General features: G+C 58.5%; 13 protein-coding genes. 2 read left to right on the top strand and 11 right to left on the bottom strand.

All coding sequences use genetic code 11. The features are described from left to right. Positions 1-53: 53 nt before the first annotated feature. The 6 genes from fabG to yceD form a co-directional block, all read right to left on the bottom strand. The gene (fabG, locus tag AB5Y73_RS09855) at positions 54-788 is read right to left on the bottom strand and encodes a 3-oxoacyl-ACP reductase FabG (RefSeq protein ID WP_005351850.1); all 735 of its coding nucleotides are present in this window, start codon (positions 786-788) and stop codon (positions 54-56) included. 13 nt (positions 789-801) lie between these two features. Next, a complete protein-coding gene (fabD, locus tag AB5Y73_RS09850; RefSeq protein ID WP_107682944.1) occupies positions 802-1,737 on the bottom strand; it encodes an ACP S-malonyltransferase in 936 nt (311 codons plus the stop codon). A 71-nt stretch (positions 1,738-1,808) separates the two neighbouring features. Next, positions 1,809-2,768 (bottom strand): beta-ketoacyl-ACP synthase III, encoded by a 960-nt coding sequence (locus tag AB5Y73_RS09845; RefSeq protein WP_064336099.1) that lies wholly within the window; start codon positions 2,766-2,768, stop codon positions 1,809-1,811. 7 nt (positions 2,769-2,775) lie between these two features. Then, the gene (gene plsX, locus AB5Y73_RS09840) at positions 2,776-3,795 is read right to left on the bottom strand and encodes a phosphate acyltransferase PlsX (RefSeq protein WP_118853811.1); all 1,020 of its coding nucleotides are present in this window, start codon (positions 3,793-3,795) and stop codon (positions 2,776-2,778) included. A gap of 9 nt (positions 3,796-3,804) precedes the next feature. Then, the gene (rpmF, locus tag AB5Y73_RS09835) at positions 3,805-3,972 is read right to left on the bottom strand and encodes a 50S ribosomal protein L32 (protein ID WP_005300935.1); all 168 of its coding nucleotides are present in this window, start codon (positions 3,970-3,972) and stop codon (positions 3,805-3,807) included. Between the two features lie 19 nt (positions 3,973-3,991). After that, positions 3,992-4,513, bottom strand: a complete 522-nt coding sequence (gene yceD / locus AB5Y73_RS09830; protein WP_013723766.1) for a 23S rRNA accumulation protein YceD — start codon at positions 4,511-4,513, stop codon at positions 3,992-3,994. Positions 4,514-4,632: 119 nt separating this feature from the next. Between yceD and AB5Y73_RS09825 the strand changes: the two genes are divergently transcribed. Further along, complete coding sequence (locus tag AB5Y73_RS09825) at positions 4,633-5,214, top strand: nucleoside triphosphate pyrophosphatase (RefSeq protein ID WP_118854768.1); 582 nt, start codon at positions 4,633-4,635, stop codon at positions 5,212-5,214. 100 nt (positions 5,215-5,314) lie between these two features. Here the strand turns inward: AB5Y73_RS09825 and AB5Y73_RS09820 are convergent, their stop codons facing one another. Then, positions 5,315-5,989, bottom strand: coding sequence for an HAD family hydrolase (locus tag AB5Y73_RS09820; protein ID WP_368147536.1), 675 nt, complete (start codon positions 5,987-5,989; stop codon positions 5,315-5,317). Then, positions 5,989-6,933 (bottom strand): 23S rRNA pseudouridine(955/2504/2580) synthase RluC, encoded by a 945-nt coding sequence (gene rluC, locus AB5Y73_RS09815; RefSeq protein ID WP_005351815.1) that lies wholly within the window; start codon positions 6,931-6,933, stop codon positions 5,989-5,991. The genes AB5Y73_RS09820 and rluC overlap by 1 nt, the downstream gene beginning before the upstream one ends. 413 nt (positions 6,934-7,346) lie before the next feature. On the opposite strand from rluC, the gene rne reads away from it, so the two are divergent. After that, positions 7,347-10,439: a ribonuclease E gene (rne, locus tag AB5Y73_RS09810; protein ID WP_107682941.1), complete on the top strand. Its 3,093-nt coding sequence runs from the start codon at positions 7,347-7,349 to the stop codon at positions 10,437-10,439. A gap of 745 nt (positions 10,440-11,184) precedes the next feature. On the opposite strand, the gene fruA is transcribed toward rne, so the two are convergent. The 3 genes from fruA to fruB are packed head-to-tail and all read right to left on the bottom strand — an operon-like array spanning position 11,185 to position 14,995. After that, the gene (fruA, locus tag AB5Y73_RS09805; RefSeq protein WP_107682940.1) at positions 11,185-12,909 is read right to left on the bottom strand and encodes a PTS fructose transporter subunit IIBC; all 1,725 of its coding nucleotides are present in this window, start codon (positions 12,907-12,909) and stop codon (positions 11,185-11,187) included. Continuing rightward, on the bottom strand, positions 12,906-13,895 hold the full coding sequence (pfkB, locus tag AB5Y73_RS09800; protein WP_107682939.1) for a 1-phosphofructokinase: 990 nt from the start codon (positions 13,893-13,895) through the stop codon (positions 12,906-12,908). Before pfkB ends, fruA begins: the two co-directional genes overlap by 4 nt. Then, positions 13,895-14,995, bottom strand: coding sequence for a fused PTS fructose transporter subunit IIA/HPr protein (gene fruB / locus AB5Y73_RS09795; RefSeq protein WP_107682938.1), 1,101 nt, complete (start codon positions 14,993-14,995; stop codon positions 13,895-13,897). Before fruB ends, pfkB begins: the two co-directional genes overlap by 1 nt. Positions 14,996-15,115 lie beyond the last annotated feature (120 nt).

Below are 15,115 nucleotides of genomic sequence, written 5' to 3'. Positions count from 1 at the left end.
TGCCAAACTTCGGCGTACTATCGCAAATTTGAACAGATCTCACGACAAATTGATTACACCATGTACATCCCGCCATTAACATGCAGGGTTTCGCCGGTGATATAGGCTGCTTCATCAGAAGCCAAGAATACCACAGCTGCGGCAATTTCTTTTGGATCACCCAAACGGGCGGCAGGCACCTGACTCATGATGCCGGCACGTTGATCGTCATTCAGGGCACGGGTCATGTCGGTTTCGATGAAACCAGGAGCAACCGCGTTCACTGTGATACCACGGGATGCCACTTCCCGCGCCAACGATTTGGTAAAACCAACCAGACCGGCCTTGGCGGCAGCATAGTTGACCTGACCGGCATTGCCCATGGTTCCCACCACGGAGCCAATGCTGATGATGCGACCGTGACGTTTCTTCATCATGGCACGCAACACCGGTTTGCTCAGACGGTAAAGCGAGGTCAGATTGGTATCGATGATCTCGTTCCACTCGTCATCTTTCATCCGCATCAACAGGTTGTCACGGGTGATCCCTGCGTTGTTGATCAGGATGTCGATGTCGCCAAAGCGCGCCTTGATGGCGGCGAAGACGGCTTCTATGGATTCCTGGCTGGTCACGTTCAGTGCCATGCCGCAACCATTGTCGCCCAGATAGGCGCTGATCGCCTCGGCACCGCTCTCGCTGGTCGCCGTACCGACCACTTTCGCGCCACGGGCCACGAATGTTTCGGCAATCGCACGGCCGATGCCACGACTGGCACCGGTCACCAACACAACCTTATCGGTAAAGCTCATCACTTGCTCCTGTTTACTTGATCTGGGCCAGCGCCTGCTCGAAAGAGGCGGCATCGTTGGCGTGAATACCTTCCACGCGCTTGTCGATGCGCTTGGCGAGCCCGGTCAGCACTTTGCCCGGTCCCATCTCGATCTCGAGGGTAACCCCCTCATTGGCCATCCGCTCGACAGTCTCGGTCCAACGAACCGGGCTGAACAGCTGACGTACCAGCGCTTGCTTGATGGCGGCCGGATCCTGTTCACAGGATACGTCGACATTATTGATGACCGCGATGGTTGGAACCTTGATCTCGATCCCGTCCAGCGCAGCTGCCAGTTTTTCTGCGGCAGGTTTCATCAGCGCACAATGAGACGGCACGGAGACCGGCAGCGGCAGCGCACGCTTGGCGCCCGACTCTTTCATCAGCACGTTGGCGCGCTCAACGGCCTCTTTGTGACCGGCGATAACCACTTGGCCCGGGGAGTTGAAGTTGACCGGAGAGACCACCTGCCCTTGTGCCGCTTTTTCGCAGTTGGCTGCGATGGATTCGTTATCCAGACCGATGATGGCCGCCATGGCCCCGGTGCCTTCCGGTACCGCTTCTTGCATGGCCAGACCACGCAGCTCGACCAGTTTGACCGCATCGGCAAAATCGAGTGCGCCGCTGCAAACCAGCGCGGAATACTCACCCAGGCTGTGACCCGCCATGACGACAGGGGTTGCCCCACCCAGCTGTTGCCACAGGCGCCAGAGGGCGACAGAGGCAGTCAGCAGTGCAGGCTGGGTGCGCCAGGTTTTGTTCAGATCTTCAACCGGACCATCCATCACCAGGGCAAACAGGTCATAACCCAGCACCTGACTCGCCTCAGCGAAGGTCTCCTTGATCACGGCATGTTGTTCGGCCAGCTCGGCAAGCATGCCTACGGACTGGGAACCTTGTCCCGGGAAGGCAATGGCAAATTGGGTCATCATTGATTCCTTTTAGATAAGACAAAAATGAAATCGGTGACGGGATGATGGGCGCACCATCCCGCCGAAGATCAGAGGCGAACCAGCGCCGAGCCCCAGGCAAAACCGCCGCCAAAGGCTTCCAGCAGTACCAGCTGACCCGGTTTGATCCGGCCATCGCGCACCCCTTCATCGAAGGCGACCGGAACGGAAGCGGCAGAGGTATTGCCGTGCTTGTCGAGGGTCAGCACCACTTTATCGAGGCTCATACCCAACTTCTTGGCTGTGGCGCTGATGATGCGGAAGTTGGCTTGATGCGGCACCAGCCAGTCCAGCTCGCTCGGCTCGATGCCAGCAGCGGCCAACGTTTCGGTTACGATCTCGCTCAGACGGGTGACAGCGACCTTGAAGACATCGTTGCCCTTCATATACATGTAGGCTTCGAGCTCGGCACCCGGCATGCCGCGACGGGGATGAGGCAGCTTGAGCAGCTCGCCATAACGGCCATCGGCATGGAGATGGGTAGAGAGGATGCCCGGCGTCTCGCTGGCACCGACAATCACAGCCCCAGCCCCGTCACCAAACAGGATGATGGTACCGCGATCTTGCGGATCGCACATGCGGGAGAGCACATCGGCCCCGACGACCAGCACATGGCGGGCGGCACCAGATTTGACGAACTGATCGGCAATAGAGAGTGCGTAGGTGAAACCGGCACAGGCAGCAGCCACGTCAAAGGCAGGAATGCCCGGTACGCCGAGCAGCCCCTGCAGCTCGCAGGCAGCAGCCGGGAAGGCATTTTCAGCACTGGTGGTGGCCAGCACTATCATATCGAGATCGGCAGCGGTCAGACCGGCTGCTTCCAGGGCCCGCAGGGCGGCCTGGCAAGAGAGGGTGGCAACGGTTTCGTCAGCCCCGGCAATACGGCGCTCACGGATACCGGTGCGTTCTACGATCCACTCATCACTGGTCTCAACCATCTGCTCGAGATCGGCGTTGGTACGCACTGAACTCGGCAGGTAGCTGCCAGTACCCAGAATTTTGCTATGCATAGAGTTCTTATAGATCCCTGTCAGAGAAGACAGCTTCAAGGCGATCTGCTATTTGCAGTGGAAGTTGATGTTTGGCCTCTTGTGCGGCCAGCAGGATCGCATTACACAGAGCGCGCCGTTCGGCCCGCCCATGACTTTTTACCACAATGCCGCGCAATCCTAACAGACTTGCCCCGTTATACTGGTCGGGGTTCAGGTAAGAAAAACGCCGTTTGAACATAAATCCGGCGATCCGGCCAAGAAAAGTGCGTTTCTTGCGGGGATATCCGGCCAGCTGGGCCATCATCCGCACCACCCCCTCGGCCGTTTTGAGGGCGACATTGCCGACAAAACCGTCGCAGACGATCACGTCGCTGTCGCCGCTGAAGATGCGATCCCCTTCGACGAACCCGACATAATTGAGCGCGTGGCACTGACGCAACAATTCGGCGCTGTGGCGCACCAGATCGTTGCCCTTGATCTCCTCCTCGCCGATGTTGAGCAAGGCAACACGGGGGGATGCAATGCCTTCTACCTTTTCGGCCACGACGGAGCCCATCACTGCAAACTGCAGCAAGGTATCGGCATCGCAACTGACGTTAGCGCCAAGATCCAGCATCACGGTGCGTTTGCCACTCAATGTCGGCAACGCCTTGATGAGGGCGGGTCTGTCTACCCCGGGCAAGGATTTGAGCACGCACTTGGCCATCGCCATCAACGCACCGGTATTGCCGGCACTGACGCAGGCATCGGCCTCACCGGCTTTCACCAGATTGAGTACCACCCGCATGGAGGAGTCTTTCAGAGTACGCAGCGCCACGATCGGTTTATCGCCCATGCCAACCACTTGGGATGCATGTACGAAACGGACTCGGGGATGATTCAGCAAGCTATGTTGCTGCAGCAGAGAGGAGGTCTGGTGCTGGTCGCCGACCAGGATCAGTTTTAGCTGGGGTAAAAGAGACAGTGCCTGCACGGCGGCAGGCACTGTTTCCGAGGGGCCAATATCTCCCCCCATGATGTCTAGCGCGACAGTTTGCGTAGACAAAGGCAATCCTTAAGCGATTACCTTTTTACCGCGGTAGAAACCATCGGCAGTCACGTGGTGACGACGATGAATTTCGCCACTGGTCTGATCAACAGTCAGGGCAGCGGTGGTCAGCGCATCGTGGGAACGACGCATGCCACGCTTGGCACGGGTTTTACGGTTCTGTTGTACGGCCATTGTAGGCTAACTCCTAAATTCACTTACGTTTAAGCTCTTCAAGAACTGCAAAGGGATTCGGCCGCTCATCAGCAGGTTCGATTTCACCCCAGGTCATCTCCATGTTTCCTCTCGGGCATGCATCCAGAGAATGCATTGCGACTTGAGGCAACGAGAGGATGAGTTCATCCTCCAGGATTTGATGAAGATCTATCTCGCCGTTTTCGTCCAACTCAATGGGCTCATAAGCTTCCGGCAGTTCTTCCTCGTTTGTTCTTTCGAACAGCGGAGTGTAGATAAATTCAGCTTCACAGAGGTGTTCGAATGTCTCTCCGCAACGTTGGCAAACCAGGTCAACCTTGGCATGGGCAGTGCCTTTCATAACGGTCAACTTCTGGACATCTTTGCCAAAGTGCAGTGATACATCGATATCACTCTGCAAGCCAGCGGTTGATTCCTCCAGCCTGGGCATCTGCGACTTTTCCACTATCCCGATGTAATCGAGCAGCTTCAAGGCACTACGGACTGGATCAACCTTAACGGGCAACTTCACCTTTTGCATAGGGCGCGAATAATATAGGTCCAACAACTGATAGTCAAAGGAAAAAGTCCTTACCGCCGATGATTTTAAGCTCACAAGTCCCTAGAATGCCGGTACCTGCTTTCATCGGTAACTCGATTATGCCACAGAATCTGATCCTCGCCTCAACTTCTCGCTATCGCAAAGCCCTGCTGGAGAAGCTCGGACTCCCCTTTGAATGTGCCGCCCCCGATGTGGATGAGCAACCACTGGCTGGCGAATCCGCCGAGGCGCTGGTGGCCAGACTGGCTCGTGCCAAGGCTGATGCCATCGCAGGGCAACGTGATCACGGCTTGATCATCGGCTCTGATCAGGTGTGTGTCTGTGATGGACACATCCTCGGCAAACCGGTCACCATCGACAATGCCGTCGCCCAGCTGATGGCGGCTCAAGGTCGCAGCGTCACCTTTTACACCGGGCTGTGCGTACTTAACGCTGCAACCAATGAGATTCATCAATTGATTGAACCGTTTACGGTCCACTTTCGCGATCTCGACGAATCCGCCATTCGCCGCTATGTAGAGGCTGAACTGCCCCTCGATTGTGCGGGCAGTTTCAAATGCGAAGGGATGGGGATCGTGCTGTTCAAGGGGCTGGAGGGGCGCGATCCTAACGCCTTGATCGGTCTGCCGCTGATCGGCCTGATCGAGTTGCTGGAGCGCCACGGTATTGCCCTGCCCTGATTGCGGGTAAATAGATAAGCTAGATCGAGGATATAAAAAGCCCGGTCAATACACCGGGCTTCTGTTATCAATCAGATCGATGTCCCTTAAAGAGAGGCGTCTACAACAGCGCGCGAAGAGCCGTCATGGAGTCCACCACCGCCACTGGCCCGTGACGACTGAGGGCCTCGCGGCTATCCACCCCCCAGGTGACGCCAATGCACGGCATGGCGATTGCCTCGGCCATCGCCATATCGTGAACAGAGTCGCCGATCATGACGGCCTGACGGGGTGAAAGCTCCAACTCGTCCAGGATCTGCTCAAGCATCAGCGGATCAGGCTTGGAGCGGGCCTCATCGGCCCCACGGCTGGTCACAAACAACGGGCGCAGCCCGGTCTCATCCAATACCCGATCCAGCCCACGGCGCGATTTCCCGGTAGCGACAGCCAGTTGCAGTCCGCGTGACTGCCAGTCATGTAGCAACTCCCCTGCCCCGGCAAACAGCGGGCTGGGGGTCGCGTCGTGCAGATAGTGATGACGATAGCGATCGATGAGTGCGGCAATCTGGCGCTCATCAAAGGCACTGCCACTGCCACTGCCACTGCCACTACTTAAAGGGAACAGACGGGGCATGGCGACATCAAGGCTCAATCCGATGATCTGCCGGATCTGGGCTGGTGCAGGTACCGCCAGCTCACAATCTCTAGCAGCTCCTTGCACACAGGCAACAATCCGGCCCACCGAATCCATCAGGGTGCCGTCCCAATCGAAAATGGCGAGCCGGATATCCTGCATCAGCGTGGCAAGCCGTTGAGGAAGTTGTCGAGTTCAGGTGCCAGCGGCGCTTCTACCTGCATCTCGCGACCATCGGCCGGATGGGTGAAACTGAGCTTCCAGGCATGCAAAAAGAGCCGTTTCAGCCCTTGGCTGCGCATTTTCTCGTCAAATGCTGCTTCACCGTACTTATCGTCACAGGCGATCGGATGACCGGCATGCAGGGTGTGCACGCGGATCTGGTGAGTTCGACCGGTGATCGGGCTACATTCGACCAGAGTCGCTTCGGCAAATTGACGCACGATACGGAACCGGGTTTCGGAGGGCTTGCCATCGGCGCTGACCCGCACTACCCGTTCACCGGATTGCAGATCGTTCTTGCGCAGCGGCGCATTGACCACCTTGACGTGAGCCTGCCACTTGCCACGCACCAGCGCCAGATACTGCTTGCGCATGGTCTTGACCCGCAACTGTTCATGCAGGCTGCGCAGGGCGCTGCGTTTTTTGGCAACAAGCAATACACCAGAGGTGTCGCGATCCAGTCGATGAACCAATTCGAGGAAACGGGCTTCTGGACGCAGGGCTCTCAGCCCCTCAATAACGCCAAAACTCAGGCCGCTGCCACCGTGTACGGCCATGCCGGAGGGCTTGTTCAGCACGATCATGGCATCGTCTTCGAACAGGATCTGGCTCTCCAGACGCTGGATAACCCCGAGGTTTGCCGAAGGCAGCTCATTCTTCTCGGCAACGCGCACGGGGGGCACCCGCACCTCATCACCTGCGCAGAGTTTGTACTCCGGTTTGATGCGCTTTTTGTTTACTCGCACTTCGCCTTTACGAAGGATGCGATAGATCAGGCTCTTGGGGACGCCCTTTAGCTGAGTCTTGAGAAAATTGTCGATGCGCTGCCCGTCATGCTCAGCTTCGATGGTGAGCAGCTGCACTTGTTGTTGTATCTGTGTCATGGCGCGGATTTTAACACTGCCAGCGCCCCTTGGCTGCATGGTTTGTTGAAAAATGGCGCCTTGCTATAAAAGAGGTTTAAATGGGATAATAAACAAGGTTTTGTCATTGTGTTCAAGCCTTGTACTAAGTGGCCAAAAAGTATGCCACCCAATCCCGAAACACCGTGTATACAAGAACATGACGGTTCCCGGGTGCGAGGTACAACGCATGGAGAACACAAACATCACCGTTTATTTGTCTCCATTTCGGCATCCTTATTCATTCCTTCTCGAGAAGTGATGACCAGAACGCCCTTAGTTTGCGCCTCATGCATACCCCAACCGGGAGGTTGCCCCAGTATGCTGAAGACCCGAGGCCGGCGCTGGCAGGACCCAGATGGAGGAAATCAAAATGACACAATAATGAGAACTCAATGAAAAGAATGCTTATCAACGCAACTCAAGAAGAGGAGTTGCGCGTAGCGCTGGTTGACGGACAACAGCTCTACGATTTGGATATTGAAAGTCCGGGACACGAGCAGAAGAAAGCGAACATTTACAAGGGTAAGATCACCCGCGTAGAACCCAGCCTTGAAGCTGCTTTTGTTGACTACGGCGCCGAGCGCCACGGTTTCCTGCCGTTGAAGGAGATCGCCCGCAATTACTTCCCCTCCGGTTACTCCTATCAGGGTCGTCCCAACATCAAAGAAGTGGTCCGAGAAGGTCAGGAAGTTATCGTCCAGATCGACAAGGAAGAGCGTGGCACCAAGGGTGCAGCCCTCACCACCTTTATCAGCCTGGCAGGTAGCTACCTGGTACTGATGCCCAACAACCCCCGTGCCGGTGGTATCTCCCGCCGTATCGAGGGTGATGAGCGGACTGAACTGAAAGAAGCCCTGAGCGGATTGACCGTGCCGGAAGGCATGGGCCTGATCGTACGTACCGCAGGTGTGGGCAAGTCGCCAGAAGAGCTGGAGTGGGATCTGAACGTTCTGCTCAACCACTGGGACTCCATCCACAAAGCCTCTCAGGAGCGTGCTGCGCCGGTGCTGATCCACCAGGAAAGCAACGTCATCGTGCGTGCCATCCGTGACTATCTGCGTCGCGATGTGGGCGAGATCCTGATCGACAATCCGGTGATTTTCGAACGCGCCAAGGCCCATATCGAGCTGGTCCGTCCCGATTTCCTCAACCGCGTGAAGCTGTACAAGGGTGAAGTCGCCCTGTTCAACCACTTCCAGATTGAGAGCCAGATTGAATCAGCCTTCCAGCGTGAAGTGCGCCTCCCCTCCGGTGGCAGCATCGTTATCGATCCGACCGAAGCGCTGACCTCCATCGATATCAACTCCTCCCGCGCCACCAAGGGCGGCGATATCGAAGAGACTGCGTTGCAAACCAACCTGGAAGCCGCCGACGAAATTGCCCGTCAATTGCGTTTGCGCGACTTGGGTGGTCTGATCGTTATCGACTTCATCGACATGACCCCGGTTCGCCATCAGCGCGAAGTGGAAAACCGTCTGCGTGAAGCTGTGCATCAGGACAGGGCCCGCATCCAGCTGGGTCGGATCTCCCGTTTCGGTCTGCTGGAGATGTCTCGCCAGCGTCTGCGCCCCTCCCTCAACGAATCCAGCAGCCATATCTGCCCTCGTTGCCAGGGTCAGGGCGTGATCCGTGACAACGAATCCCTTGCTCTGTCCATCCTGCGTCTCATCGAAGAAGAGGCCATGAAGGACAACACCGAGCAGGTTCACGGCCAGGTGCCGGTGGATGTTGCCGCCTATCTGCTTAACGAGAAGCGTGCCGCCATCGCCAGTCTGGAACAGCGCAATGATGTGCGTGTTTACATCATTCCGAACCAGCATCTGGAAACCCCGCACTACGAAGTGACTCGCATTCGTCAGAACGAGATCCCGGAAGCGGCCAGCTACGAGCTGAAAACCGAGATTGCCAAGCCAGTCTACCAACCGAAGCAAGCTCAGGTGATCGAGCGTGAGCAACCGCTGCTGCAAGGCTTTGCCCAACCGGCGCAACCGGCCCCTGTTGCACCGCAACAGCCGGCGGCTCCCGTTGCTGCGGCCCCTGCCGAAGCCGGCTTCTTCAGCAAGCTGATCAAAGGCATTACCGGCCTGTTCAGCAGCGATGCAGCCCCTGCCGACGTGAAAGCGCCCGCCGAGAAACCAGCAGCTCGTGAAGCACGCAAGGATGAAGGTCAACGTCACCAGCGCGAAGAAGGCCGTGGCCGTGGTCAGCGTCCTCGTCGTGATGACAATCGTGGCAACCGCAACAATGCGGAAGCTGGCGAGAAGCGTGAAGGTGGCAACCGCGAAGCCGGTGAAAACCGCAATCGCCGTCCCCGCAAAGAGCGCGAGCCTCGTCAGGAGCGTGAAGCTCGTGGCGAAGTGCGCAGCGAACAGCGCATGGAACGTGAACCCCGTCAGGAGCGCGAGCCTCGCGAACCGCGCCAGGAACGTGCACCACGTCCGGCCCGTGAACCGCGTGCGCCCCGTGAGCCGCGCGCCGAAGTCGTTGTTGAAGCGGTAGACGCCGTTGATGCAGCTGCCGCCCAGCCACGTCAGGAAAAAGAGCAGAAAGTGGCCGAGCGCCGCGAACGTCGCCAACTGCGCAAGCAGATCCGCGTCGATGTCGCCGCTGCTGACACCCCTGCCCTGCCGGTTGACGAAGTACCAACGCAAGCTGAAGTGATCGATGCTACCGTGGGTAACGAGCAGGAAGAGCAGAGTGAAGGCCAGCGCCGTTCACGCCGTACTCCGCGCAGCCAGCGCATCGAAGGCCAACGCCGCAAGCGCATCAACGAAGATGCCCGCAGCCAACGTGACGAAGAACAGCAAGATACCACCACTCTGACCACCGCAGCCCAGGCAGATATTGCCAAAGCGCAGGTTGAAGAACCGGTAGTGCCTGTTGTTACCATCCCGAGCGCTGAAGCCGTCGCTGCTGCCCTGCAAGCCTCTGCGGCACTGACCGAGCATGTGGTTGTCGAAGCCGTTGCTGAAGAAGCTGCCGAGCAGGCTGCTGCCCAGGTTGAAGCAACTCAAACAGATGTGACCGCTAGCCCAGTTGTTGCAGCTGTCGCAGAAGTCGTGGTTGCAGCAGAGCCAGAAGTTGCTGTTGTCTCCGCTCCGACTGTCGACGTGACTGCCGCTACCGTGGTTGAAACCGCTCCGGTTGTTGAAGAAGCCCCTGCAGTCAACACTCCTGTCGTCGAAGCTGAACCGGCTGCAGTCGAAATGCCAGTTGCTGTTGTCGAAACACCTGCACCTGTCGCTGCCGTTGCGGTGGAAGAGACTCCGGTCGTGACCAAACAGGTAGCTCACGGTGCCGGCCTGCTGGCTCGTGCCCGCAAAGCATCCGCGCCGATGGCAACCCCTGCCGAAGCCCCTGCCCTGCCTGCTCGTGAGCCGGTTAACTACCCGCCGCTGGTACGCAACGAAGTGAGCACATCCGGTCGTCATGGTGGCAGCACAGCCGCCGTCAACGTGGCCACCTGCCCGGCCGGTCGCCCCTAAGCAACCCGGGTTGACCCCCTAAACAAAAGCCACACCAACCGGTGTGGCTTTTTTATTTCTCTTTTCCCCTGTGCACTCACAGACACATTAATACCCATGTTCTGCAAAGCAGCTTTGTCTGTTATCTCTCTATCATTGAACACTGCGTTAACTCATGTTTACTTTTTCACGTAACAGAGAATGCCAGTTTTTCAGCGCCTGTGTTCAGCATGAGGCCAACTGATTTTGTCTGTTTAACATCTTGTTTGTTGGCATACAAAAGCTGTATATATGACGATCTACAATAGGCTGGTGTGGGGTTCAAGATTCATTTGATATGGAACCGTCTGGTTCAATGCATACTTGCCAACCAGGGCATTCGGTTGTACCGAAACCTGAGTCCACCCTTTCGCAGAAATGAGGAGGTTTGTCATATAGCAAACCTGCCTCAGGTCTTGTTCAACTGATTATCAACTCAGGTTGCATCTACACAGATGCACATATAGGTAACTGTCGGTTGATATAGATTTGCTTTCCGGGAACTAGCCAGCTCCCCTATCCTAGCGGCAGCACAATCTATACACGGGATATTGGTTACGGCCCTTCCCCACACAATTAAGTGTTGAAACTGAGCCTGACGCTGGCCCTGATACGCGAGAATTCAGTAACCGCTGCTCAACGATTCTGTTTAAAAGGCATATAAAAATGCCGCCCGGCTTTGCAACCGGGCGGCATTGAACTGCTTGCTTTGAAAGTGGAATGACTATCAGGCTGTAGCCAGCTTGGCCTGCTCTTCGCCGCGTTTGAGCATGGCGTAGGAGACACCGGTCAGCAGCGAGCCTGCCGCAATCGCCACGATATACATCATGACGTTGCTAATGGCGTGCGGAATGAACAGCACGAACAGGCCGCCGTGGGGTGCCATCAGCTCACAGCCGAACAGCATGGAGAGCGCACCGGTCAGGGCGCCGCCGACCATGCAGGCCGGGATAACGCGCATCGGATCCTTGGCGGCAAACGGAATGGCCCCCTCGGAGATAAAGCACAAACCCAGCACAAAGGAGGCCTTGCCCGCTTCCTGCTCCGCCTTGATGAACTTGGTGCGGGCCAGGAAGGTGGCGATGCCCATGCCTAGCGCCGGCACCATACCGGCGGCCATCACCGCAGCCATCGGGGCGTAGGTTTTGGAGGCCAGCAGGCCGACCCCGAAGGCGTAGGCCGCCTTGTTGACCGGGCCGCCCATGTCGAAGCACATCATGGCCCCGATGATGACACCCAGCAGCACGGCGTTGGCAGAGCCCATGTTGTTGAGGAAGGTAGTCATGGCATTCATGATGCCGGCCACCGGGCCACCCACCACATAGATCATCACCAGACCGGTAAAGAGGCTGGCAAAGAGCGGAATGATCAGGATGGGCTTGAGCGCTTCCAGAGTCACCGGCAGGCGCACCTTGTCACTCAGGTATTTGGCACTGTAACCGGCCAGGAAACCGGCGACGATGCCGCCGAGGAAACCGGCGCCCAGCGAGCTTGCCAGCATGCCGCCTATCATGCCGGGGGCGAGACCCGGGCGGTCAGCGATGGAGTAGGCAATGTAACCGGCCAGCACCGGGATCATCAAGGCGAAGGCTGAGCCACCACCGATCTTCATCAGAGCGGCGGCCAGAGTGCCTTCCACCTTGAACGCCTCGATACCGAATACGAACGAGAGCGCGATGATAAGGCCACCCGCCACCACCATCGGCAGCATGAAGGAGACGCCGGTCAGCAGATGCTTGTAGGGGCCTGCTTTTTCCTCTTTCTTGGGCTGGCTGGCACCGCTGTGGCGATAGAGTGTCGCCTCGTTCCACGCCTTGTCGAGCTCGGCGCGGGTTTTCTTCAGCGCAGCGCCCGTGCTGGTGCGATAAACCGGCTTACCATCGAAACGGGCCATGTCCACCTCGATATCGGTGGCGAGGAACACCAGATCGGCAGAAGCAATCTCCTCGGCAGTCAGGGCGTTCTGGGCACCGACCGAGCCTTGGGTCTCGACGCGGATCTGGTAACCCAGCTGTTTGGCCATGGTCTCCAGCGCTTCTGCCGACATAAAGGTGTGGGCCACACCGGTCGGACAGGCGGTCACCGCCACAATGCGCTTGCCAGCGGCGGCCGGTTTGGCGGCTGCGGGCGCGGCTTGATGACGATAGACGCTGGCGCCGCTGGTTGCGGCTTCCAGCAAGGCAGCCGGATCCTGCAGGGCGAGATCCATGCTGCCCTGATAGACTCGCTTGCCATCATAGGCGGCGAGATCCACCGGGGCACTGGCAACAACCAGCACCAGATCGGCGGCGGCAATCTGCTCCTTGCTCGGTACTTGGCGGGGCTGCATGCTGGAGCCGACGTCGAGGGTGAGTTCCCAGCCAGCCAGTTTGGCCTGCTGTTCTATCCGTTTTGCAGCGAGAAAGCTGGTGGCAATGCCCGCAGGGCAAGCCGTAACCAAGATTGCTTTCATTGGGCATCTCCTGAGTTTTCCATTGAGGGGGTATTGCATTGAACTTGTGCCAGCTCATCCAGAGGCTGTACGCGCACCTGTTCAAGTAAGGGGTTGAGCACACTGATATCGTTAAAGCCTACCGCCACCTGACTAACCGCCAAGGCCGAGACGGCGGTGGCCAGCCGCAGGGTCTGCTCCGGCGCCCAGCCAAGGCTCAGACCATGGGCGAGACCAGCGACCAACGAGTCGCCAGCACCCACAGTGCTGACCACCTGCATCCGCGGCGGAATAGCCTGCCAGACGGCATCCGGGGCAAACCAGATGAGGCCATCGGCGCCGTTGGAGATCACCACGTTGGGGATGCCGCTTGCCTGCAGCGCGCGGGCACACTCGGCCTGCTCGCTCAGGGTCTTGATGGGGCGCCCCGCCCACTGGCTCAGCTCTTCCAGGTTGGGTTTGACTAGGGTCGGCGCCGCCTTGATCCCTTCGCTTAACGCCGCGCCGCTGCAATCAAAGATCACCTGCTTGCCCTTGGCCTTGAGCAGACGGATCAGATGGGCGCAGTAATCGGGAGCCACCCCTTTGGGCAGGCTGCCCGCCAGCACGAACCAGTCGGCGTGAGGTGCCAACTCGTCGATGGCCAGCTCCAGCGCGCTCACTTCCCCTTGCTGGATGGTGAGCCCCGGCAGGTTGAGATCGGTAACCCGACCGGACTGCTCGGAGATCTTGACGTTGATGCGGGTGCTGCCCGCCACGCGCACAAAGTGATCATCCAGCGCTCGCTCAGCAAACAGGGAGACAAAACTCTGTTCATTGTCAGCGCCCAGCCAGCCGGTCACACCCACTTCACGGCCCAAGTCCTTGAGCACCATGGCGACGTTGATCCCCTTGCCTGCGGCACGCAGGTTGGCCTCGCTCACCAGATTGACCTCGCCCAGGCTCATCTCTTCGAGACGGGTAGTGAGATCGAGGGCGGGGTTGAGGGTAATGGTGACAATCTTCATCAATGCGCCCCCTCGCCGAGACCAGCGGCAATCGCCTCACCGATCCCCTTGAGGGCGGCTTCGGCATCTGCCCCTTCGGCGCGAAACGCCAGACGATGCCCGCACTTGACCCCAAGGCCAATCACCTTCATCAGGCTCTTGGCGGAGACCGCTTCGCCGCTACCATCCAGATTGGCAACCCGGATGTCGGATTCAAACTCTTTGGCCACCTTGACCAGCATGGCGCCCGGACGGGCGTGCAGACCGTGGGGGTTGATGATGGTGAAGGTTTCACTAAGACCGCTCGCTGGCCCTGCCTGCAACATGGCCAACCCGTCGCTGCCTGCCAGCGTCGCCAGCTGACCAGCGGCCGCCAGTTTGGCCAGATTCTCCAGCTGCGGCAGATGGCTGCTATCTGCGGCGCACAACAGCAGCATGGCGTTGACCGGCAACTCCCCAGCGCACAGTGCGCGGCTCGGGGTGGCCAGCACCCACCCGGTCTGGGCTGCTTGCGCCCGGGCGAGCCAGACGCCCTCGCCCAGATAGGCGGGATCGCTTGCCAACAGGGCGCTTACCATGGCGGCATCGCCCCAGCCCGCCGATTTGGCGCGGGCGGCTGCTCCCAGCAGCAGTTGGTCGCGATCATCGGCCGGGAAGTCAGCCAAGGTCAGGTATTGCACCTCTTTGGCGGCAGTGGCGCCAGTCAGGATGTTGATGATGGTGTCGGCATCGGTGGCCTCTTTGAGCTGGGCAGCCGCCTGCTCGTCACCCAGCACATGGGTGAGCTGGCGCAAAATGCCCAGATGCTCGTCGGACTTGGCGGCGATGCCGATGGCGACATAGGCGATCTGCCCCTCATCCCACTCGATACCATTGGGGAACTGGGCCACCATGACGCCGGTGCTCTTCACCAGATGACGGGTATCGGTGGTGCCGTGGGGAATGGCGATGCCGCTGCCAAGATAGGTGGCATGCTGCGCCTCGCGGGCCAGCATCCCATCCACATAGCCCGCTTCCACCAGACCGGCTTCGGTCAGTTTGCCTGCCAGCAGGGCAATGGCGTCCGACTTGGTCGCCACCGACTGCCCCAGCAAGATCTGCTCTCGCGCCAACTTCAACATAGAGACTCTCCATCAGGTTCCGGCCACGCCGGTACGTCACAATTGAACATTCGGGTAACTCGCCAGCTGACAATAGACCCGAACACGGTTCACTGTGATCGGTGCCCGATTTTCAGGCCA

This window comes from Aeromonas sp. s7(2024) (assembly GCF_040907825.1).
GTDB lineage: Bacteria > Pseudomonadota > Gammaproteobacteria > Enterobacterales > Aeromonadaceae > Aeromonas > Aeromonas veronii.
This window is presented reverse-complemented; position numbering and strand designations above follow the sequence as displayed.